At 68.6% G+C, this 20,098-nt stretch carries 17 protein-coding genes; 10 read left to right on the forward strand and 7 right to left on the reverse strand.

Annotated elements, in window-relative coordinates; translation table 11 throughout:
- The first annotated feature begins 164 nt into the window (after window positions 1-164).
- The 9 genes from AB0F17_RS22150 (at window position 165) to AB0F17_RS22190 (ending at window position 10,863) form a co-directional block, all read left to right on the forward strand.
- The gene (locus AB0F17_RS22150; protein ID WP_358025719.1) at window positions 165-1,322 is read left to right on the forward strand and encodes an FAD-dependent oxidoreductase; all 1,158 of its coding nucleotides are present in this window, start codon (window positions 165-167) and stop codon (window positions 1,320-1,322) included.
- Window positions 1,322-2,065 (forward strand): enoyl-CoA hydratase-related protein, encoded by a 744-nt coding sequence (locus AB0F17_RS22155; RefSeq protein WP_358025721.1) that lies wholly within the window; start codon window positions 1,322-1,324, stop codon window positions 2,063-2,065. Before AB0F17_RS22150 ends, AB0F17_RS22155 begins: the two co-directional genes overlap by 1 nt.
- Window positions 2,065-3,213: an acyl-CoA dehydrogenase family protein gene (locus tag AB0F17_RS22160; protein ID WP_358025723.1), complete on the forward strand. Its 1,149-nt coding sequence runs from the start codon at window positions 2,065-2,067 to the stop codon at window positions 3,211-3,213. The genes AB0F17_RS22155 and AB0F17_RS22160 overlap by 1 nt, the downstream gene beginning before the upstream one ends.
- Entirely contained in the window at window positions 3,210-4,631 is a 1,422-nt protein-coding gene (locus tag AB0F17_RS22165) for a class I adenylate-forming enzyme family protein (RefSeq protein ID WP_358025725.1), read from the forward strand. Before AB0F17_RS22160 ends, AB0F17_RS22165 begins: the two co-directional genes overlap by 4 nt.
- Entirely contained in the window at window positions 4,628-5,503 is an 876-nt protein-coding gene (locus tag AB0F17_RS22170) for a DUF6282 family protein (RefSeq protein ID WP_358025727.1), read from the forward strand. Before AB0F17_RS22165 ends, AB0F17_RS22170 begins: the two co-directional genes overlap by 4 nt.
- On the forward strand, window positions 5,500-6,549 hold the full coding sequence (locus tag AB0F17_RS22175) for an isocitrate/isopropylmalate family dehydrogenase (protein ID WP_358025729.1): 1,050 nt from the start codon (window positions 5,500-5,502) through the stop codon (window positions 6,547-6,549). Before AB0F17_RS22170 ends, AB0F17_RS22175 begins: the two co-directional genes overlap by 4 nt.
- A 23-nt stretch (window positions 6,550-6,572) precedes the next feature.
- Window positions 6,573-7,013 carry a VOC family protein gene (locus AB0F17_RS22180; RefSeq protein ID WP_358025731.1) on the forward strand — a complete coding sequence of 147 codons (441 nt, stop codon included), beginning with the start codon at window positions 6,573-6,575 and terminating at the stop codon, window positions 7,011-7,013.
- Window positions 7,014-7,019: 6 nt separating this feature from the next.
- The gene (locus tag AB0F17_RS22185) at window positions 7,020-7,796 is read left to right on the forward strand and encodes an NAD(P)H-dependent oxidoreductase (protein WP_358025733.1); all 777 of its coding nucleotides are present in this window, start codon (window positions 7,020-7,022) and stop codon (window positions 7,794-7,796) included.
- Window positions 7,797-8,022: 226 nt separating this feature from the next.
- Window positions 8,023-10,863 (forward strand): hypothetical protein, encoded by a 2,841-nt coding sequence (locus AB0F17_RS22190; RefSeq protein ID WP_358025735.1) that lies wholly within the window; start codon window positions 8,023-8,025, stop codon window positions 10,861-10,863.
- A gap of 136 nt (window positions 10,864-10,999) precedes the next feature.
- Here the strand turns inward: AB0F17_RS22190 and AB0F17_RS22195 are convergent, their stop codons facing one another.
- A complete protein-coding gene (locus tag AB0F17_RS22195) occupies window positions 11,000-11,800 on the reverse strand; it encodes a FadR/GntR family transcriptional regulator (protein WP_358025737.1) in 801 nt (266 codons plus the stop codon).
- Window positions 11,801-11,918: 118 nt separating this feature from the next.
- Between AB0F17_RS22195 and AB0F17_RS22200 the strand changes: the two genes are divergently transcribed.
- Complete coding sequence (locus AB0F17_RS22200; RefSeq protein WP_358025739.1) at window positions 11,919-12,128, forward strand: hypothetical protein; 210 nt, start codon at window positions 11,919-11,921, stop codon at window positions 12,126-12,128.
- 58 nt (window positions 12,129-12,186) lie between these two features.
- Here the strand turns inward: AB0F17_RS22200 and AB0F17_RS22205 are convergent, their stop codons facing one another.
- Genes AB0F17_RS22205 through AB0F17_RS22230 form a run of 6 tightly spaced genes read right to left on the reverse strand, consistent with a single transcriptional unit; the run spans window position 12,187 to window position 19,886 of the window.
- Window positions 12,187-13,152 carry an alpha/beta hydrolase fold domain-containing protein gene (locus AB0F17_RS22205; RefSeq protein ID WP_358025741.1) on the reverse strand — a complete coding sequence of 322 codons (966 nt, stop codon included), beginning with the start codon at window positions 13,150-13,152 and terminating at the stop codon, window positions 12,187-12,189.
- On the reverse strand, window positions 13,149-14,351 hold the full coding sequence (locus tag AB0F17_RS22210; RefSeq protein ID WP_358025743.1) for a family 1 glycosylhydrolase: 1,203 nt from the start codon (window positions 14,349-14,351) through the stop codon (window positions 13,149-13,151). Before AB0F17_RS22210 ends, AB0F17_RS22205 begins: the two co-directional genes overlap by 4 nt.
- 44 nt (window positions 14,352-14,395) lie before the next feature.
- Window positions 14,396-15,268, reverse strand: a complete 873-nt coding sequence (locus AB0F17_RS22215; protein WP_358025745.1) for an alpha/beta hydrolase fold domain-containing protein — start codon at window positions 15,266-15,268, stop codon at window positions 14,396-14,398.
- Window positions 15,261-16,286 carry an alpha/beta hydrolase gene (locus AB0F17_RS22220; RefSeq protein ID WP_358025747.1) on the reverse strand — a complete coding sequence of 342 codons (1,026 nt, stop codon included), beginning with the start codon at window positions 16,284-16,286 and terminating at the stop codon, window positions 15,261-15,263. The genes AB0F17_RS22215 and AB0F17_RS22220 overlap by 8 nt, the downstream gene beginning before the upstream one ends.
- Window positions 16,287-16,295: 9 nt before the next feature.
- Window positions 16,296-18,536: a glycoside hydrolase family 3 C-terminal domain-containing protein gene (locus AB0F17_RS22225; RefSeq protein WP_358025749.1), complete on the reverse strand. Its 2,241-nt coding sequence runs from the start codon at window positions 18,534-18,536 to the stop codon at window positions 16,296-16,298.
- Window positions 18,537-18,584: 48 nt separating this feature from the next.
- On the reverse strand, window positions 18,585-19,886 hold the full coding sequence (locus AB0F17_RS22230; RefSeq protein WP_358025751.1) for an MFS transporter: 1,302 nt from the start codon (window positions 19,884-19,886) through the stop codon (window positions 18,585-18,587).
- Between the last annotated feature and the right edge of the window lie 212 nt (window positions 19,887-20,098).

Consider the following 20,098-nt stretch of genomic DNA (forward strand, 5'->3'; position numbering starts at 1 on the left):
TGTAGGCGTGTCGCCGTTCACCTCACGTCGCTTTTTAGGCGTGTCGCCGTTTCTACGTAGTGTCGGAATGCGCGCCTGTTCTTCCGCGCCCGTGCCGAAGCCTGCACCCGTTCACCGCGCCTAGCGTCGAATCACCGCACCAGCCGCAGGAACGGGAGGCCCACATGGGCAAGACCCTCGTCACGGACGCGCTCGTCGTCGGCGCCGGCATCGTAGGTGCCAGCAGCGCCTACCACCTGGCGCGGGCGGGCCGGCAGGTCGTCGTCGTGGACGCCCTCAACGGACCGGCCGAAGGGAGCACCGGCCGCTCTTTCGGCTCGATCCGCGCGCAGTGGGCGGATCCGCTCAACATCGAAATGTCGTGGCGGAGCATCCGCCGGTTCCGGTCGTTTCCCGCCGAGCACGGCATCGACGTCGGTTACCGGCCCAGCGGATACCTGCTGCTGGTTCCTGACGCCGCCTGGGAGGCCCAGCTGGCCGCGGTAGAGGTGCAACGCAGGCACGGGGTACCGGTCGAAGTCCTCGACGTGGCCGCGGCCGAGCGCGTCACGCCCTTCGTCCCGGCGGGTATCGCGGGCGCCACCTGGGGACCGGCCGACGGAGTCGTCGATCCGCACCTGGCGACGAGCGCGTTCTTGACGCTGGCCAGGAACGCCGGTGCGGAAGTGCTCTTCCGGCACCGGGTCGGCGCGATCACCTCCGACGACACGACCGGCGGCTGGCATGTCACCGCGAGCGGGCGCGCCATCCGCGCCCAGCATCTGGTGAACGCCGCAGGTGGCTGGGCGGGCGAGCTGGCCGCCCTTGCCAGGCTGACCGTGCCGGTCGTGCATTCCCGTCGCAACATCTATGCGACCGCCCCCGGTGCTCTGCCATCTCCGTTGCCCATGACCATCGATCTCGGATCGGGCGTTTATGTCCGCAGCGAGGGGCCGCGGCTGCTGTTCGGCGGGGCACGGCCGGACCAGACGGACGGTTACGACACGACCGTGGACTGGCCGTGGATGGAAGCGGTGCTCGAACGCGCCGCCGGGCGATTCCCGTGGATCGCCGGCCTGCCGCTGGATCGCGGCGCCTGCTGGGCCGGCACCTACGAGAACACTCCCGACCGGCACGGCATCCTCGGACCGGATCCTGCCGCGCCGACCTGGATCAACGCCTGCGGTTTCTCCGGGCACGGCCTGATGCAGGCGCCGGAGATCGGCCGGCTCGTCGCCGAGCAGGTCGTCCAGGGCGCGATCACGAGCTTGGACACCAGCGCCCTGAAGCTGGAGCGGTTCGCCGTGGCGGCGAACGCCGACCAGGTGGGGTTGGTGTTCTGATGGGCGCCACCCGCGTGGAGGTGGCGGTCGCGGACGGGACCGCCTGGATCACCCTGGACGGGCCCGAGCGGCGCAATGCCCTTGACACCGAGGCGGCGGCCGACCTCGTCGCCGCATGCGAGCGCATCGACGCCGACGCCACGATCGGCGCGGTGATCATCACCGGCGCCGGGCCGGCGTTCTGCTCCGGCGCCGACACGGCCGTGCTGGATCGGCTCCGGGGCGCCCGCGGCGACGAGGTGTACGAGGGGCTCGACGAACTGTACGCGGCCTTCCGGCGTTTCGGCGCGCTCGGCGTGCCCACGGTGGCGGCGGTCAACGGACCCGCGATCGGCGCCGGCATGAACCTCGCCCTCGCCGCGGACCTGCGCATCGTGTCCGACGACGCGGTGTTCGTTTCCGGATTCGCCGCGATCGGGCTGCACCCCGGGGGCGGTCACCTGCATCTGATCGCCCGTGCGGGCGGCGCCGGGCCGGCCGCCGCCATGGGAGTGTTCGGGCGGCGGGTCGACGCCCGGCGAGCCGTGGCCGCCGGGCTGGCCTGGGCGGCCGTCCCCGCCGCGGAGCTGCTGGCGAGCGCCGGCGTCCTGGTCGCCCAACTGGCCGCCGACCCGGCGCTGGCGCGAGCCCTCACCGCGACCCTGCGGCACACGGTGCTGGGCGCCGACGCATGGGACCGGGCCGTGGAGATCGAACGCGCCCGGCAGATGTGGTCACTGCCGCGCCGACGGAAGGAGAACTGATGTATCCGATGCTGAGCACCCATCCGGCGAAAGCCGCCTGGATCGAGACGGCCGCCGCCGAGCTGGCCGCCTTCGGCGAACAGCACCGCAAGGAGCTGGACTCCGCGAACCGTGACGGGCGCTTTCCCCGGGAGCTCTACACCGAGCTGGGACGGCTCGGCTACCTCGGCCCGCTCGTGCCGACCGAGTACGGCGGGCTCGGTGGCGGCATCGCCGAGTACGTCGTCATCAGTGAGGAGGTCGGCCGGCACGGACTGATCTCCGGGCAGATCGCCGCCCAGGGCCAGCGCTGGCTGCTCGACTGGGGCACCGATGAGCAGAAGGACCGCTGGCTGCGCGGAATCGCCACCGGCCGGGCCGTCTTCTCCGAGTCGATCAGCGAGAAGAACGCCGGCTCGTCGTTCAAGGCCATGAGGTCGACGGCGGTCCGTGACGGCGGCGATTGGCTGCTGACCGGTAGCAAGACGCACGTCAACCTGGGGGCGGACAGCGATGTGACGCTCTTCTACGCCATCGCCGAGGAGGGGCTGACCAGCTTCCTCGTCGACATGGACCTGCCCGGCATCACCACCACCGTCACCGACCCCGTCGGCCTGCGGCTCATCCGCACCGCCGACGTCGAGTTCGACCAGGTGCGAGTCCCTGACTCGGCACGCCTCGGCCCGGCCGGCGCCGGGCTCCGGACCTTCCTGTCCACGTTCAACATCAGCCGCCTCGGCAACGCCTCCGAACTGGTCGGCCTCGGCAGGCGCGCCCTCGAACTGGGCCTGCGGTACGCCACCACCCGCCAGGTGGGCGACACCACGGTGACCGGCTTCCAGGGCATTCAATGGATGCTGGCCGACGCCTGGACCGCACTCCAAGCGGCATCGCTGGCCCGCGACGACGCCGCCCTCGCCGGTGAACGCGGCGAGGACCTCTCCTTGCGCACCACCACAGCCAAGCACTTGGCCATCAACGCCGCCGAGCAGGCGTCCAACACCGCCTATAGCCTCGTCGGCGGCCATGGGCTGTACTTCGACACGGCGTACACCGACATCCTCCACGACATCAAGGTCCTCAAGGTCGCCGGCGGATCGGGCGAGATCATGCGTAACTACATCGCCCGGCGCGTCCTGAAGGACCCCGGCCATGAGGGCCTGGCGTGAACACGGCCGCCAACCTGGCTCGCGCCATCGTCGAGCAGGCCGCAGCCAGACCGGGGCTCAGGCTCGGGACCGTCGACGACCAGGTGCCGCTGGCCGACGCGCTCGCGCTGGCCGCCGGGCGGGCGCACACTCTGCTCGACGGCGGGCTGCGGCCCGGACAGCGGGTGGCGCTCGTGGCCCCCACCTCGACCGACTACCTGCTCACCTGGCTGGCCTGCCTGCTGGCCGGAACTCCGGTCGCGCTCGTCAACCCGTCGTATCCCCGCGAGCTCGTCGCGCGCATGCTCGGCCCTCTCGCGCCCGACGTGGTCCTGGGCGACGACGATATGGCGCTCGCCCGGGCGAGCGGCCACGCGGACGCCGCCGCCATGCCTGGGCTGCACGCCGATCGATTCACGATCGCCTCGTACATGCACACCTCCGGCACCACCGGTCTGCCGAAATTCTGCGCTCAGACCCACGATTACTTCCGCCGGCTGGCGGCGGCCATGGGCGCCGCGCTGGACCTCACCCCGGCGGATCGGGTCCTCGCGCCGTTGCCGCTGTTCCACATCAACCCGATGGGTTATGGCGTCATCACCGCCCTGCTCACCGGTGCGGACGCGCTCACCGTCGGCCGGTTCTCCGCGAGCGGGTTCTGGCCCGCCGTGGTCGGTGAACAGATCAGCGTGCTGATCCTGCACGCACCGCCGGTGGAGATCCTCAAGCGCGCCACGAGGGCACAAGATGCCCAAGGACACCAGGTCCGCACGATGTTCTACGCCGACGCCGAGTTCCTGCGGCGATTCTCGATCCCGGCCGCGCTGTCCGGCTACGGCTCCACCGAGGCCGGCGGAGTGTCGCACCTGCGACGCTGGACCGCCGCGGACGACATCCCGGCCGACGCCGGCCGCCACGGCGGCCCCGGCCGCGCCGACATCGACTGGCGCGTCGATGACAGCGGTACGATCCTCGTCCGCGAGCGCGGACACGCCGCGCTGTTCAACGGCTACGTCACCGCCGACGGGGTCGACCCCGCTCGCGACGCCGACGGCTGGTTCGACACTGCGGACCTCGGCCGTGCCGACGGCGGCGACTACCTGGTGTTCCTCGAACGCGCCGCCGAGTCGATCCGCGTCAAGGGCGAGTTCGTCCCGATCCCCTACGTCGAAGACCACCTCGCGGCCGTGGCGGGCATCACCGACCTCGCCGTGTGGAAACGCGAAGGCGCCCTCGTCGACGAGGAGGTCGTCCTCTACACCGTCGCCGACTCGCTCCCGATCGAGGCTCTGATCACGTGCATCGCCAAGCTGCCCGCGTTCATGCGGCCCGTCGCCGTCGCCCGGGTGGACACCCTGCCGCGGGACGCGGCCGCCGGCAAGGTGCAGCGCCGGCTGCTCACCGAGCGACCCGTCCTGGAATGGGTGGAGCTCGCATGAGCGGCGTGCCGGCGCACCAGGCCAGTGGGGCCGCGCTGGACGAGCTCCCGGAGTGGGCCGCGGACATGGCCGACCTGCACGCGCACGCCTCACCCAGCCTGCTGCCCCGCCACGGCGACGACCGCGCCACCCTGGCGGCGGAACGCGCCGCCGGCTTCACCACCGTGGTACTCAAAGCCCACGAGGGCAGCACCGTCGAGCGTGCCGCGGCCGCCGGTGACGGCGTCTACGGCGGCGTGGTCCTCAACAGCCCGGTCGGCGGCGCCAACCCGGACGCCGTCGAGGTCGCCGCGCGCCTCGGCGGCAGGGTCGTCTGGATGCCGACCGTCTCCGCGCGCACCCACAAGGCAGGAGCCTCCTCCCCGGAACTGTCCGTGCACCGCGGCTTCGAACTGCGCCCCGTCGATGTCATCGGCGATGACGGGGCCCTGCGACCGGAGTGGTTCGATGTCCTCGACGTCGTCGCCGACCACGACCTGCTCCTGGCCAGCGGGCACTTGTCCGCGCACGAGACTGTCGTGCTGTTCACTCAGGCGCGCCGACGGGGCGTGCGCAGACTGCTGGTCAACCACCCGAAAATGGCCTTCCTCCACTGGAACGACGAGGCGGCCCGCGCGCTTCGAGACGTCGGGGCCTACCTCGAGCTCGGCATCCTTCCAGACCTGCTCGGCGGCCCGGCACAAGCCAGTCTCACCCTCACCCGCACCTATCCCAGGTCACTGCTCGTGTTCGGCGGCGACCTGGGTCATGCCGACCATCCACCACCGGCTGCGGCCGTCGCCCCGTGGCTGCACAAGCTGCAGCGACATGTCGGCCCGGCCCGAGCCGCCGCGATCATGACCACCCAGACACGGAGCCTGCTGCTGCCATGACCACCATCGCACTCCTGCCCGGCGACGGCATCGGCGCCGAGATCCTCGACGGCCCCATCGCCTTTCTCCGGCAGCTCGAGCAGGACGGTGTCCCGGTCCGTCTCACCGGTCCGTGGCCTTACGGGAGCACGGGATGGGCCCAGACGGGATCGATCCTTCCTGCGGCGACCGTTCAGGCCTGCCGCGACGCCGACGTCATCCTGTCCGGCGCGGTCGGCACCCATCCCGGGATCACCGCCGAACAGTGCCCGAACCCGGAAGCGGCGCTGATCGAACTGCGGCACCTGTTCGACCTCCGGATCAGCGTGCGAACAGTCCGCGTACCGGGGGAGGAGGACGTGATCATCGTCCGCAACATCACCGGAGGCGCCTATGCCGGCCCCGAGCGACGCGTCGAGAGCGACGGCGTCCGCCCCGCGGAGGACCGGCTCGTGCTCGACCCCGCACGTGTACGGGAGGTCTTCGACATCGCGGCCGACCACGCCCTGCGCCATCCGGGACGCCGAGCCATCAGCGTCGACAAGGCCAGCGTGTTCGCCACCTCCCGGCTGTGGCGCCGCGCCGCACACGCCGCCGCGGTGCGGTTCGACGATGTCAACGTCGACCGAGCCGCCTACGAACTGGTCAAGTACGCGGAGCTGCCCGCGGTGATCGTCACCGAGGGCCTCTTCGGCGACATTCTGTCCGACATAGTCTGTGCCCGCGCCGGGTCGCCGGCCCTGTGCGGATCAGCCACCATCAACCCCGAGCGTCCCGCTGGACACGGTGCGACCGCTCTGTTCGAGCCCGCGCACGGCTCGTCGCCGCACCGGACGGGCAGCCGTCGTTCGAACCCCACCGGCGCCTGGCTGGCCCTCGCCGATCTGTTCGCCTGGTGTCCCGACCTCGCCGCGCTCGACCTGCACACGAGAGTCCGGCAAGCCCTGGACCACGTCATCGACACCGCGCCGCCGACCTACGACCTCGCGCCCGTCAGCAGCCGGACCCTGGACATGGACGGATTCAACGAACGCGTTCTGGGCACCCTGGCAGCAGTCTCCGCATGAGCATCGTCAATGGAGGTTCTCCCGTGAAGACACCGTTCCGAACCCTGCACCACTTCTGCCTCGTCGTCCACGACCTCGACAAGAGCGTCGCCTACTACGAGTCGATCGGCATCGGGCCATGGAACGACTATCCGCCGTTGACCGGCTTCACCAGACTGTCGGTCTCGAACCCGGACGCCTTCCGCGCCCTGCGCTACAAGTTCGCCGATCTCGACAACGTGCAACTCCAGCTCTGCCAGCCGCCGGCGCTCGACTGCCCGCAGCGCCGCTTCCTCGACACCCACGGCGAGGGCGTCTTCCACATCGGATTCGAGTACGACCTTGACGCCGCGGTGTCCGACGCGACCGCCCTCGGCCTCACCGTCAGCATGCGCGGACAGCGCGACAACGGCTCCGGATTCGTCTACTTCGACACCCGCGACGACGCCGCCGTCGTACTGATGGCACGACAGACCCCGGCATAGGACACCATGAAGGTCTTCATCGTCCACGCACACCCCGAGCCGCGATCGTTCAATGCCGCGCTCACTCGCCGCGCCGCCGAGGTTCTCGGCGCCGAGGGGCACACCGTGGAGGTCAGCGACCTCTACGCGATGCGCTTCAAAGCAGTCGCCGACGCCGATGACTTCACCGGCGATCACGCCGACCCCGACTACCTGCGCATCGACCACGAACAGACCCACGCGCACGAGCGCGGCACGATAGCCGCCGACATCCGGGCCGAACAGGCGAAGCTGCACCAAGCCGACCTGCTCATCCTGCAGTTCCCGATGTGGTGGTTCGGCATGCCCGCGATCCTCAAGGGCTGGGCCGACCGAGTGTTCACCCGCGGCTTCGCCTACCTGCCCGGCCGCAAGTACGACACCGGCCTGATGCGCGGCAAGCTCGCCATGGTCTCGGTCACCACGGGGACCTCCGCCGAGACGTACGCACCCGACGGAATCGACGGGGCCTTGCTCGACGTCCTCTGGCCCGTCCACAACGGCCTGCTCCGCTACAGCGGGTTCGACATCCTCACACCATTCGTCACCTACATGCCGCGCCGTCTCAGCGCCCGAGAACGAGAGGACGCGCTCGAGCAGTACGAGACACGACTCCGCGATCTCAGCTCCGTGTCCCGCCTGTTCTTCCACCCGGCCGAAGACTACGGGCCCGCTGAGCGACTCCTCCCCGGCATCAAGGCACGATCCGGATTCCAGCACAACGAGGTGGCGGACGAGGACTCCTTGCGGGGACATCAGTCTTAACAGGTCTGCGCGGATTCGCGGGCTGTGGAAGGGGGTCGGCATTGACAGCAAACATAATACGAATTACGTTACGTGCACGTTACGTCTCTGGGGCCGCTGATGGAATCGATGCCTCTGTGGCGCCCCGCCCCCCCAACCTCGTGACGCTGAGAGGATTGCCGTGACACTCGCTGAGGATGATCAACGGTGCAGGTCGGGAACATCACGAAGGGCCTGGCGTTACGTGGTGCCCGCGCTGGTGGCCGCCGCCTCGTTCATCGCCCCGACGCCGGCATCGGCGTCGCCGACGACTCACGTATATGTGTCACCGGCCGGTGACGATGCCAGCCCGGGGACGCGTGGCCGCCCGTTCGCCACGCCGCAGAAGGCCCGGGACGCCGTCCGGGCCCTGAACGACGACATGCGGGGCGATATCGTCGTCACTCTGACTGCTGGCATTTACCGGGTCGCCAACCCGCTGGTGTTGACCAGCGAGGACTCCGGGACCAACGGGCACAAGGTCATCTGGCAGGCTGACCGGAAAGCCCATCCCGTCATCTCCGGCGGCCGGCCGGTGACCGGCTGGCAGCAGGCCGACGCGAGCAAGAACATCTGGTCCGCTCCGGTGCCGGCCGATGCGGCCACCCGTCAGCTCTACGTCGACGGCAAGATGGCGCCGCGAGCACGTACCGCGATCAACCGCGACGATCTGAAGATCACCCCTGACGGCTACACGATCGCGAACTCCCGCGCGGCCTGGCTGCTGCGGCTACCGGGTATCGACAAGGCCGAAATCCGTGGGATCAACTCCTTCACCGACCGGTACTCGCCCATCCAGAGCGTCGACGGCGATCTGATACGGATGGAGCAGCCTGCCTGGCGGAACAACACCTTCGGCTGGGATCACCTGGGCGCTCCCTTCCACGAGGGCGGGTTCTATGTCGAGAACGCGCTCGCGCTGCTCGACGAGCCCGGCGAGTGGTATCTGGACGAGGCGGCGAAGAAGATGTTCTACAAGCCGCTGGACGGGCAGGACGTGAGGAAGGCCGACGTCGAACTGCCCCGGCTGGAGTCCCTGCTCCAGATCGGCGGCACCTACGACGCACCGGCGCGTGACATCACCTTCGAGGGCATCCAGTTCTCCCACACCACCTGGCGGCTGCCCAGCACGCGGTACGGCTATACCGATCAGCAGACCGGCGCCTTCATCGGTGACGACACCGTCTACCCGGAGTTCGAAGCAAGCCGCCCGCACTGGCACCAGATGCCGGCCGCGGTGCAGGTGTCCGCGGCCCAGAACATCACTCTCACGAGGAACACCTACTCCGACCTGGGTTCGGTGGGCGTCGGGGTCGGCAACGACGCCAACGCCCACGCCTCGGGAGTCGGGCTGGGAACCCAGCGGATCGCGATCCGGGACTCCGCATTCACCCAGATCGCGGGCAACGGCATCACCGTCGGCGGAATCCAGGCCGACGCGCACCACCCGAGCGACCCTCGCATGATCGTCAAGGACATCGACATCAGCGGAAACCTCGTACACGACGTCGCGAAGACCTACACCGCGGGTGTGGCAATCCTGACGACCTATCCCGAGAACGCCGTCATCTCCCACAACGAGGTGCACACCCTTCCGTACTCGGGCATCAACGCCGGTTACGGATGGGGCACCAACGACGCGGGAGGGAGCCCTGAGTATGTGAGGCGCGGCCTCTACAAGTACCAGCCGAAGTACGCCACCCCCACCACCCTGAAGAACAACCGGATCGTGGGCAACCTGGTGCACGACATCATGCGGATGCACACCGACGGTGGCGCTTTCTACAACCTTTCCGCGAACCCGGGCACGGTGTGGGAGCGCAACTACACCTACGGCAACCCGTTCTACGGTGTCTACGCCGACGAAGGCACACGTTTCGGCACCTTCCGCGACAACGTTTTCGAGCAGCTGAACAGTATCCAGTGGCTCACCGAGAACCAGGGACCGCACCTGACCGGTAACAACACCGTGACGGGCAACTGGACCAACTCGACGAACACGAACGCCGTCAACGGGCAACGAGGCGACGTGGTCACCGGCAACGTCTACGTCCCCTCGAAGGAGTGGCCGCTCGCCGCCTACAAGGTGATCTACGAGGCGGGTCTGCCGGTCGAGCGCCGCGGCGAGCCCGGCGTCTCCCACCCGAGCAGCGGCCACCTGGCCGTCACCGCCGCACCGCTGACCGACGGAACGATGACGGTCACCGCGACGATCACGAACGTCGGCCAAGCCCGGTTGCGGAACCTGGACCTCCTCATCCAGACCGACGACGGCTCCAAGGTCGAACGGCTTCAGCGTGCCGAGCATTCGGTGCCCGGCGGCACCTCTACCAAGGGTGTCTGGAAACTCAGGAACTCTGCGGCATCCAACGGGTCACCGATCACGAGCCGGACCATCTCCGTCAAGGCGACCTTCCGCGACGAGAGCCAGGAACGCGAGCTCACCGCGGGCGGCACCTACCTCACCGGGTCGGCGGTGACGTCCCCGTGGGTCACCTTCGGCTCGGTGCCCGCGACGTTCGGCCAGTCCGCGGACCGGCTGGCCATCGCCGCGGCGGGCGCCGACGTCTGGGGATTCGGCGGGCAGCACGATGACGAGTACGGAACGATCTACCAGAAGGACGCGATCGACGCGGATGGGGACGTCACCACCCGGGTCGACCGGCAGGACGAGAGCAACCCCTGGACCAAGTCCGGCGTCGTCGTCCGCGACGATCTGACCGGTGCCCGTACGTCGCTGGGGTACGCCGCCGTCGTCGTGACCCCCTCCAACGGGGTCGTCTTCGCCCGTGACACCGACGGGGACGGCCTGCTCGACGCGCAGAGCCAGCAGCCGGGCGTCAAGGCGCCGGTCTGGCTCAAGCTGTCGCGAACGGGTGACCAGGTCGCCGGTTACTATTCCACCAACGGCACCACCTGGATCCAGATCGGCGCCGCGGCCCCCCTCGCCGGCGGGGAACAACTCCTCGACGCCGGAGTGCTGCACACCTCGCATGACGTCGGCAAGCCCGGCCTCGCCGAATTCAGCGGCATGAAGATCACTCCTTGATCAAGGTCCTGTGGTGGGCGAGCGAGCTGGACTTCCGCCCGCCACAGGGCATCCTCGGGAACGGCGACGGTGGCCCGACCGGCGGTGGGGTGGAACGTCATTGAGACAGGCGACGGCCGGACATCGCGCGTGGGGCTTACGAGCCAGCTTTGCGGCCGAGTGCGTCGTGGACGCCCCGGCGGCGCTTGGCCCATGAGCCGAGTATGTGAACCCGCATCGCGGCGGCGGCCCCTTGGCCATCCCCTCGGAGGATCATCGCCTCGATCTGCTGGTGCTCGGCCAGCGACTGCGCGAAGTCGGCGGTGCTCGGAGCGCCGTTGTAGCGACTGGACAGCCTCGCCTTGCCGTGAATGCTGTGGATGATCGCGTGCCCGAGACGATTGCTGGACGCAATCATGATCATCTCATGGAAGATCACGTCCTCGGCCGCGTAGCGGATCGGATCGCTCAAGGTCTCCGCGAGTACGGTCACCTGCCTGGTCAACGCCTCGGCCTGGTCTGGTGTGATCACTCGGGCGCACTGGGCTGCCATGTCGCATTCGAGCGCCGCCCGGACGTTGACGAGGTCGTCCAGGACGGCCAGATCACTGTCATGACGGATCTGCGCTTCCAGGACGACCGGGTCGAGAAGATTCCAGCCGATCGGCCGCAGGACACAGGTTCCTCGGCCCGGGGTGGCCTTGACCAGGCCTTTCTCCTCCAACAGCTTGATCGACTCTCGAACCACCGTACGGGAGACCCCGAACTCCGCGCACAACTCAGGCTCTGTGGGCAGGACCGCGCCCACCGGATAGACCTCGGACACGATCCGGTCGACCAAGTGGGCGACGACGGTGTCTCCCAGGCGACGTGAGCGGCGCCGCTCTATCGGGCCCAGCGAGGTGCCGGGCGCGTCTGCTGTCAGGCCAGGCTGGGGCGTCCATGACTCGGCGGTCACTGCGCCTCCAAGGGGATTCTCACAGGACCAGCATACTCACGTGCGAATATGTTATTCGTATGATGAATTTCGCTCCAGCATGATGGGGAGTCCCGCGCTCAAAGATCAGGTGGGGAAGGTGTTCGCGAGCCTGCAGCGCGACGGCGCGATGGTGTTCCGGCTGGTCAGGGATACCCCCGAGCACAGGGCTGCGCTCGAACTGCCCGGGGCGTCTCTGTTCGACCCCTCGGGGCAGGGCAGGGCGATAAAGGACTGGGTGGTCGTGCCCCACTCCTCGGCCGAGACATGGACGGATCTGGCCGAGGCCGCTCTCAGCCGCCCACGCTGATCAGCAGGCCACGTCGACGGTGTGGCGGTGGGTGCCTGAGCCGGGCCGTACGCGGAGCCTACGTCGCAGCCCCGTCGTTCCACGCCGCCTCAAGGAACCGCCGGGCTTGGGCGACGAGGAGGCGGTCTTCTGGGGCATTGCCGCCGAACATCCCGTGCGGCGCCGCGTCGAAGACGTGCAGCTGGGCCTGGACACCGGCCGCCAGCAGTTTGCGGTGCATGCGAACGGTGTCCGAGAGCAGGAAGTCGCGGGTGCCGCTGAACATGATCGTGGGCGGCCAGTCGTCGCCGATCTGTCCAAAGAGCGGCGAGAGACGTGGATCCATGAGGTCGTGGTCGCCCGCGTACAGTTTCATGCTGTTCGTGAGCCCGGCACCTTCGCCGAAGGCGTTGTTGACGATGGTGTCGCCGGACAGGGTGAGGTCGACCAGGGGTGAGTTCAGCACGACCGCACAGGGCATCGGCAGCCCCTCCTCCCGAAGCCGGAGAAGAAGGGCGGCTACGAGATTTCCACCGGCAGACAATCCGCTGATCGCGATGGAAGCCGGATCGTGGCTGTCGAGGAGGGCTCGATACGCATCGAGGCAATCATCCAGTGCTGCGGGATAGGGGTGGTCGGGAGGCATTCGATAGTCGACGCTCCACACGATGACTCCGTAGGCGCCCGCGACGAATCGCGTCGCCGCTCTCGTCGCCGCTCCCCCTCCCGTCGTGAACGCCCCGCCGTGCACGCTGAGAAGGACTCGCCGATCATCAGGCGCGATGCCTTCCGGAGTGCCGACGTAGACGAGCGAGTTCGCCAGGTCCACGACGTCGACCTTGACCGCGACGCCGGTGGCCACAGCGCCCGTGGTCGCGAGCGCGATGGCGTCCGCGTGCTCCGGTGCCGAGCCGGCCGCGACGACGGCACGCCATGCCTCGAGATCGTCCGGTTCTGGCGAGGGCGCTTGCGGGAGCGACTTCAGCATCTCTGACCACGCCTGAGCTTCGGGACTCAGCCCGTACTCGGCGTTCCGTTCTGTCATGACGTCGGCACCTCTCCTGACCGCGCGACGCCGCCGAGCCAGGCCAGACTCGGCTTCGGCTGCCGCTCGAAGGTCTCCCTGTCGACCGCGATGAGCCCGAACGTCGGTTCCCAGTGACCCCACTCGAAGTTGTCGAGCGCGGTCCAGTGCAGGTATCCACGGACATCGACTCCGTCATCCATGGCAGCGGACAGGTGCTGCAGGGCCTCGGTCGTGTACGCGATACGTCGAGTGTCGTCATGGGTGGCGATGCCGTTCTCGGTCACGAGAACCGGGACGCCACCTGTGACGTCCCACGAGTGGCGCACCGCCATCCCCAGGGAGTCCGGCCGGTACGCGGTTCCGACGAGGGTGTTGTCGGGATGCGGCGCGTGCGGCACGGGACCGTTCTCGTCAACCTCCTGCGTGGAATAGGACTGGACTCCGATGAAGTCGTCCTGGCGCGCGGCCTCGAGGTACAGGTCTTCCCGGACGTAGCGCTCCTCCAGGAGCCTCGCCTCGTTCTCCGGCTTCGCGGTGAGCGCCTGGTTGGCGATCGTCCAGCCGACCTTGGCGTTGGTCCTCTCCTTGAGAATCTCACGCGCCGCGTCGTGGGCGCGCGCGAGACGGCGTCCGATCTCAGCGTCGGGAGCGGGCAGCACCATCTGCACGTCGCCTTCGATGGTTGGGCTCTGCCAGTCCGAGTCGCCCGACTCTGCGGCTTTCATCATCGTGCCCATCATCGCCAGCATGTTGGGCTCATTGATGGTGCAGACCCACTCGACCCCCTCGAGGATGGACGTCGCCGCGGTGACGTAGCTCGCGAAGCGGTCGATCGCCCGCTCGACCATCCACGAGCCCTCATCGGCGAACCACTGCGGGCTGGAGAAGTGGTGCAGCGTCACGACGGGCGTGAGCCCCAGTCCCAGGGCCGTATCGATCATGTGACGGTAGTGCGCGAGCTCCGCCTTCGAGAAGTGGCCGGGGATCGGTTCGATGCGCGCCCACTCGATCCCGAAACGGTAGGCGGTCAAGCCGGCTTCAGCCAGCAGCCGCATGTCCTCGCCATACCGGTGGTAGCTGTCGAGCGCGTCCCCGCTGAGCGCCATGCCGGGAGTCACCTGCTCTCGCGACCACCAGTCACTGTTGACGTTGTTGCCTTCGATCTGGTGCGGCGCGGTGGACGCGCCCCAGAGGAAACCGGGCGGCATGCGGTTCATGGTCATCTCTTTCGCTTCGATCGACGGGGACGGCCTTCGGCCGGTCAGTCATGAGCGTCGAGCCACCGGCTCATCGTCTCGATACCTCGGCGGAAGCCGCGGCTGCGGTGCATGTTGAGGAATCCGTGCAGGGTCTTCTCGATGATCACGTAGTCGACCGCGGAGCCAACTGCCCGCAGGTCGGACGCGAACTGATCGCCAGAGGCGCGAAGACTGTCTCGGTCGGCGTCCATCACGAGCGCCGGCGGAAGTCCCGCGAGATCGGCTCCGGTCGGGAAGGCCTCCGGCAACAGTCGCTGGTCACCGACGTAGTTGAGCGCCATCCGGTCGTAGGACGCCGGCGTGAAGGCGATCAGCCCGGCGACTCCGGTCAGCCGCGAGCGCACCGACTCGGGGAGCGGGGGCAGCGCGGAATGGAATCCGCCGTACGCGAGCGCGAGCCCCAACGGCTGCATGTCGGTTTCCTGCCGCAGGGCGACAGCCGCTTTCACGGCGAGGTTGGCTCCGGCACTCGCCCCACCGATGAACAGCCGGCCGTCCCCTGTCTCCGCCCAGTCGGCGATGACGGAGACCACGTCGTCCGACGCGGCAGGAAAACGGTTCTCCGACGGTTGGAGTACGAGAGGCGAGCGAGCCGAGAGGGCACGCAATCCGAGTGCCGGTGCTAGCCGGTAGTCGACAGTGCGCACAGGCCGGCCGGTGCTCGCCATCGCCTTCGCGACCGCGTGCGACTCTTTCTGGTCGAGACCACCGGACATCCATCCGCCGCCGTGGATCCACATCAATGCCGCGGCGCCGTCTCGTGCGTCCTCCGGAAGGTAGTCGCGGATCGGAATCTGTCCGCCCCGGCCCCTGACCGTCCTGTCGACCGTGCGTACGGCGCTGCCGCGCGAACGAGCTGCCGTCGGGTCAGACACCGTCGCTCTCCTTACTGGTCCGCAGGCGTTCGTGGAGGAACGCCTTGACCTCGGCACCCACCTCGGCCTCCTCAGGGGCGCCCCCGAAGAAGGCGGAGTGCGTCATGGCTTCGTGCACATGAAGGCCGGCGTCCACGCCGGCGCGGCGCAACGCGCGGTGGAAGCGCACGGTGTCGGACAGCAGCCCATCGCGAGTGCCGGACCCGAGGAGCGTCGGGGGGAAGCCGGAAAGGTCGCCGAACACCGGCGACAGGTAGGGGTCGAGAGGGTCCTGGCCTCGGGCGTAGTAGTCCATCAGGGTGCCCATGTGCTGCCCGATGATCGGATCCAGACCGTCGAGGGTGTGCCAGGTGTCGCCGTCGCGCGTGAGGTCGACCGACGGCGACCAGAGTGCTACCGCGGCCGGCCGAGGCAGCCCCTCGTCGCGGGCACGGAGCACGGTCGCGGCCGCGAGGTTCGCGCCCGCGGATGTGCCGGTGATCGCGATCAGCTCTGGATCCGTCTCCGCCAGTAGCGCGCGGTAGGCCGAGAGACAGTCGTCGAGGGGAGCCGGATAGGGGTGGTCCGGCGCCATACGGTAGTCCACCCCTCGGACGCGGAGTCCGAGCGTTGCCGCTTCGAGGACGGTCATCACCGCGGTCAGCTCACCTCCGCCCTGGATCCACCCGCCGCCGTGCAGCATGAGCACGACCCGCTTGTCACTCTCATCCCACCCGTGGGGCGTGGCCTCGTAGACGGGGATGTGCTCGACGTGCTCGAGTGTCAGGTTCACCCCATACGCAGGGGCCATGCTCTGCGCGCTACCGGGGGGAAGCACCGACAGCTCTCTGGCGATCTGGGCTGCGACACTGGCCCGCCAGCCGGCTTCGTCCTGCGCGTCCGGGAAGGACGTGCGCGGCATGTCGGCTATCTCGGCCAGCTTGCGCTGAGCCTCGGCGCTGATCGATCGGGGAATCGGCACCCGTCTCTCGGCAAGGGCAACGTATGGGCGCTCGCTGTCGTTGGCCATTCTCGTCATCTCCGCTCTCTAGAAGCCGTTGGCGGCGTTCGCGCGCGCGAGCACGTCGTCCACCATGCCTGCGGGAAGCGCCGCGCCCACCGTGCTGAGGAAGCGCCCGAACGGCAGCGAATCCAGCATCGGCCCGAAGTCGGTGCCTTCAGCGCCCGAGAACTGCTCGAACATCGCCGCGAAGACCTCACCGAAGGCCGGACCGGCGAGGGGATCCCGCAGGATCTCGCCGATCGACGACTCCTCTCCCAGCCGGTATCGCGCGGTCTCCCCGTGGAGTTCGATGACGCCGGACAGGCGGATGTCCCGGCTCGACGCGCCCACCGCGATGCGGTATTCGCCGTCCTCGACGATCCAGCGCTGGAGCTCCTCGTCCCAGTACTCGAACTCACGCTTGGGCACAGCGATGACGACCTCGCCCGACTGACCCGGTGCGAGGTCGATGGCACCGAAGCCCACCAGCCACTGAGGCGCGCGGACGACCGCGGAGTCATCCCGTGACGCGTAAAGCTGGACGATCTCGCGACCTGCCCGCTCACCGGTGTTGCGGACGGTGACGCGTCCGCTGACGGTGTCGCCGTCGACCTCGAGCACGAGCGACTCGTGCGCGAAGGTCGTGTAGGAAAGGCCGTGCCCGAACGGGAACGTGACGTCGATCGAGCGTGCGTCGTACCAGCGATAGCCCACGAGGATTCCCTCGCCGTAGCGCACGTGCATCCGCTCGCCGGGGAAGTTCGTGAAGGAAGGCGCGTCCTCGAGCCGAACGGGCACGGTCTCCGTGATGCGTCCGGAAGGATTGACGATGCCGAACAGGACGTCGGCGAGCGCGCTGCCACCGGCTTGACCGAGCAGCGCGCCGTCGAGGATCGCCGACGGCCCGGCGACGATGGGTGCGAGCCGCACGACGCCGCCGTGCGAGAGCACCACGACGGTGCGCGGCTGTACCGCGACCACCGCTTCGAGCAGGTCGAGCTGATCGGCCGGCAGTTCGATGTCGGCGCGGTCGGCGCCTTCGCTCTCCTGGCTGTCGAACAGGCCCAGGAAGACGACAGCCACGTCCGCGTCCGTTGCCGCCTTCACCGCCTCTGCCCGCAGTGCCGCCGGATCCGCCCGCGTGTCCGGCGAGAAGCCCGCGGAGTAGGACACCTCGCTGTGAGCGGCACGAGCGCGGATCTCGTCGAGGGCCACGTCGACGCGGATCGCGTTCACGTGCGAGCTGCCCCCGCCCTGGTAACGCGGGCGGGCGGCGAACTCGCCGATGACGGCGAGGTGCTGGGCAGGCTCGAGGGGAAGGATCCCCTGGTCGTCGCGGAGCAGCACGATCGCTCGTGAGGCAGCCTCGTGGGCGAGGGCATGATGGTGATCCGCCTCCCACGAGGTGTCCGGGCGTCGCGCCGCCACCGCCTTGCCGACAACACGGGCAACGCGGGCGGCCGCCTCCGCGACGACGACGGAGTCGAGACTCCCGTCGCGCACCGCGGCGACCACCTTGGCGTCGTCGAAACCATCGTTGCCGGGCATCTGCAGGTCGAGGCCGGCTTCAACCGCCGCCACCCGATCGGCCACGGCGCCCCAGTCGGAAACCACGAATCCCTTGAACCCCCACTGCTCGCGCAGAACCTTCGTGAGCAACCAGCGATTCTGCGACGCGTGCACGCCGTTGACGCGGTTGTACGAGCACATCACCGTCCACGGCTGCGTCTCCTCGATCACCTTCTGGAACGCACGAAGGTAGATCTCACGGAGCGGGCGCGGATCGATGTCGGCGCTGACGCGCATCCGATCGGTCTCCTGGTTGTTCGCGGCGAAGTGCTTGAGCGACGCGCCCACACCCATGCTCTGCAGACCGGACACCCACGCGGAGCCGAGGATTCCCGACATGAGGGGATCCTCCGAGAAGTACTCGAAGTTCCGCCCTGCTCGCGGGTCGCGCTTGATGTTCACACCCGGCCCCAGCAGCAGCTGAATCCCCGCGGCCTGGCACTCGCGGCCGAGAGCCTCACCCACGCGGAATACCAGGGAGGGATCCCAGGTCTGGCTCAGGGCCACCGCCGGCGGAAAGCAGGTCGCCGGGAGGCTTCCCGAGAGCGCCAGGTGGTCGGTGGCGCCCTCCTGCTTACGCAGACCGTGAGGTCCGTCCGTCATCAGGATCGACGGGATGCGGTCGACCTGCTTGGTGGTCCAGAAGTCGGCACCGCTGCCGAGCCGCGCCTTCTGCTCCAGCGTGAGCCCGTCAACGATGTTCTCGACGTCGGACATGGTTCTCCTTGACTCTCGGGTGAGGGTGGATCGGGGGAGTGGCTGGGGTCAGCGTGCGCGTACCGGAACGATGGCGACCGCGGCTACGGCGACGAGGACGAGCGCGGCGACCCAGACAAGCGTGTAACCACCGCTCAAGGCGACGATCTGCCCCGCCAGGACCGGTCCGAGCGCCTGCCCGAGGTTGGTGGCGAGCCCCGCGATACCGAGATCCCGGCCCGCGCTCTTCATGTCGGGAAGCACGTCCACCAACAGGGCCTGATCGACCGGCATGTAGATGCCGAAGGCGATGCCTCCCAGGATGCCCTGTGCGATGAGGGCCGGGATGGTCGTCGACACCAGCGGAATGGCCATCGACACCGCCATGAGCACGGACGCCACTATCACGAAGATCTTGCGACGGCCGAGCTTGTCGGACAGCCGGCCGGCGATCACGATCGCGAGGACGGTCCCCGGCATTCCGACGAGCGTGAGCACAGGTGCGAGCGCGGTGGCCTCGGCGGCGCTCAGCGCGGGACGTACATAGCTCTGCAGCATGAAGAATGACAGCGCGGTCGAGACGCCGTAGCCGAAAGTGAGCAGAATACGCGCGACCCACACCCAGCGAAAGTCGCGCCCGCGCAGCGCGACAATGAGGCCGCGGAAGAAGTCGGACCAACGGTACTCCGGAACGGCGAGCTCCACGGACGAACGGTCCTTGACCCGGAACACGAAGATCATGGCGAAGAGCACGATCGTGGCCGCGAACACGTAGTAGCTGTTGAGTCCCACAGTGGCGAACGCGATGCCGGCGCAGACGCTCCCCAGGACGCCGCCGACGAAGGCCCCGAATCCACCGATGGCGGAGATCGTGCCGCGTTGGTTCTCGGGGACGCGGTCCGCGAGCGTCGCGCCCAGTGGCGCGAGACCCATGTTGATGATCACCTGCGCGAACGTCCACAGGACCGCCAGAATCGCCACTGTCGGGGCGAAGCGTACGCCGACGAGGAACGCGCTGCCGACGAGCGCACCGAAGATCATCCATGGTGCGCGGCGGCCGAACCGGGAGCGGGTCCGATCGGACAGCACGCCGACGATGGGCTGGATGATCATGGTGCCGCCGACGCCGATCGACGTGATCAGCGCGAGCGACTGAGCCCGGCTGGCGTCGAAGCCGGCGAGAATGTCCAGCAGACGCTGTTGGTCCTGGGTGGCGATCACGGAGCCGGCCGCGACCTGGTCTTTGAGGCGCGTGAGCGCGACCAGGTCGATATGCGCATCAGCGCCGGTGAAGAACTGGGCGAACTCGAGCAGCTGTACCTGATTGGGGATCAGCAGGGAGACGCCGCCCCACAGAGCCGTGAAGGCCACCAGGGCGAGGGCGTACCACAGGCCGTAACGCCGGAGCGGCCTGCCTCGGAGGTACTGGGCGGACGTGCCAGGTTCGGTGGGTTCCGCGATGTCCGCGGTCGGTGCGCTGGTGGGTGGTTCGGTTGAGGACATCTGCGTCATCGGACTCTCCTCGTCGTTGTACCTGGTCGACCGCGAGCGCTCAGCGAATGACGTCAGGTGCACAGTGGCCG

It is taken from the genome of Nonomuraea sp. NPDC026600, assembly GCF_040638335.1.
Taxonomy (GTDB): Bacteria; Actinomycetota; Actinomycetes; order Streptosporangiales; family Streptosporangiaceae; genus Nonomuraea.

Excerpts from the sequence above, each read along its gene's own strand:
- AB0F17_RS22150 (WP_358025719.1), top strand. The coding sequence starts at position 165 with ATGGGCAAGACCCTCGTCACGGACGCGCTCGTCGTCGGCGCCGGCATC.
- AB0F17_RS22155 (WP_358025721.1), top strand. The coding sequence starts at position 1,322 with ATGGGCGCCACCCGCGTGGAGGTGGCGGTCGCGGACGGGACCGCCTGG.
- AB0F17_RS22160 (WP_358025723.1), top strand. The coding sequence starts at position 2,065 with ATGTATCCGATGCTGAGCACCCATCCGGCGAAAGCCGCCTGGATCGAG.
- AB0F17_RS22170 (WP_358025727.1), top strand. The coding sequence starts at position 4,628 with ATGAGCGGCGTGCCGGCGCACCAGGCCAGTGGGGCCGCGCTGGACGAG.
- AB0F17_RS22175 (WP_358025729.1), top strand. The coding sequence starts at position 5,500 with ATGACCACCATCGCACTCCTGCCCGGCGACGGCATCGGCGCCGAGATC.
- AB0F17_RS22185 (WP_358025733.1), top strand. The coding sequence starts at position 7,020 with ATGAAGGTCTTCATCGTCCACGCACACCCCGAGCCGCGATCGTTCAAT.
- AB0F17_RS22205 (WP_358025741.1), bottom strand. The coding sequence starts at position 13,152 with ATGACAGAACGGAACGCCGAGTACGGGCTGAGTCCCGAAGCTCAGGCG.
- AB0F17_RS22210 (WP_358025743.1), bottom strand. The coding sequence starts at position 14,351 with ATGAACCGCATGCCGCCCGGTTTCCTCTGGGGCGCGTCCACCGCGCCG.
- AB0F17_RS22220 (WP_358025747.1), bottom strand. The coding sequence starts at position 16,286 with ATGACGAGAATGGCCAACGACAGCGAGCGCCCATACGTTGCCCTTGCC.
- AB0F17_RS22225 (WP_358025749.1), bottom strand. The coding sequence starts at position 18,536 with ATGTCCGACGTCGAGAACATCGTTGACGGGCTCACGCTGGAGCAGAAG.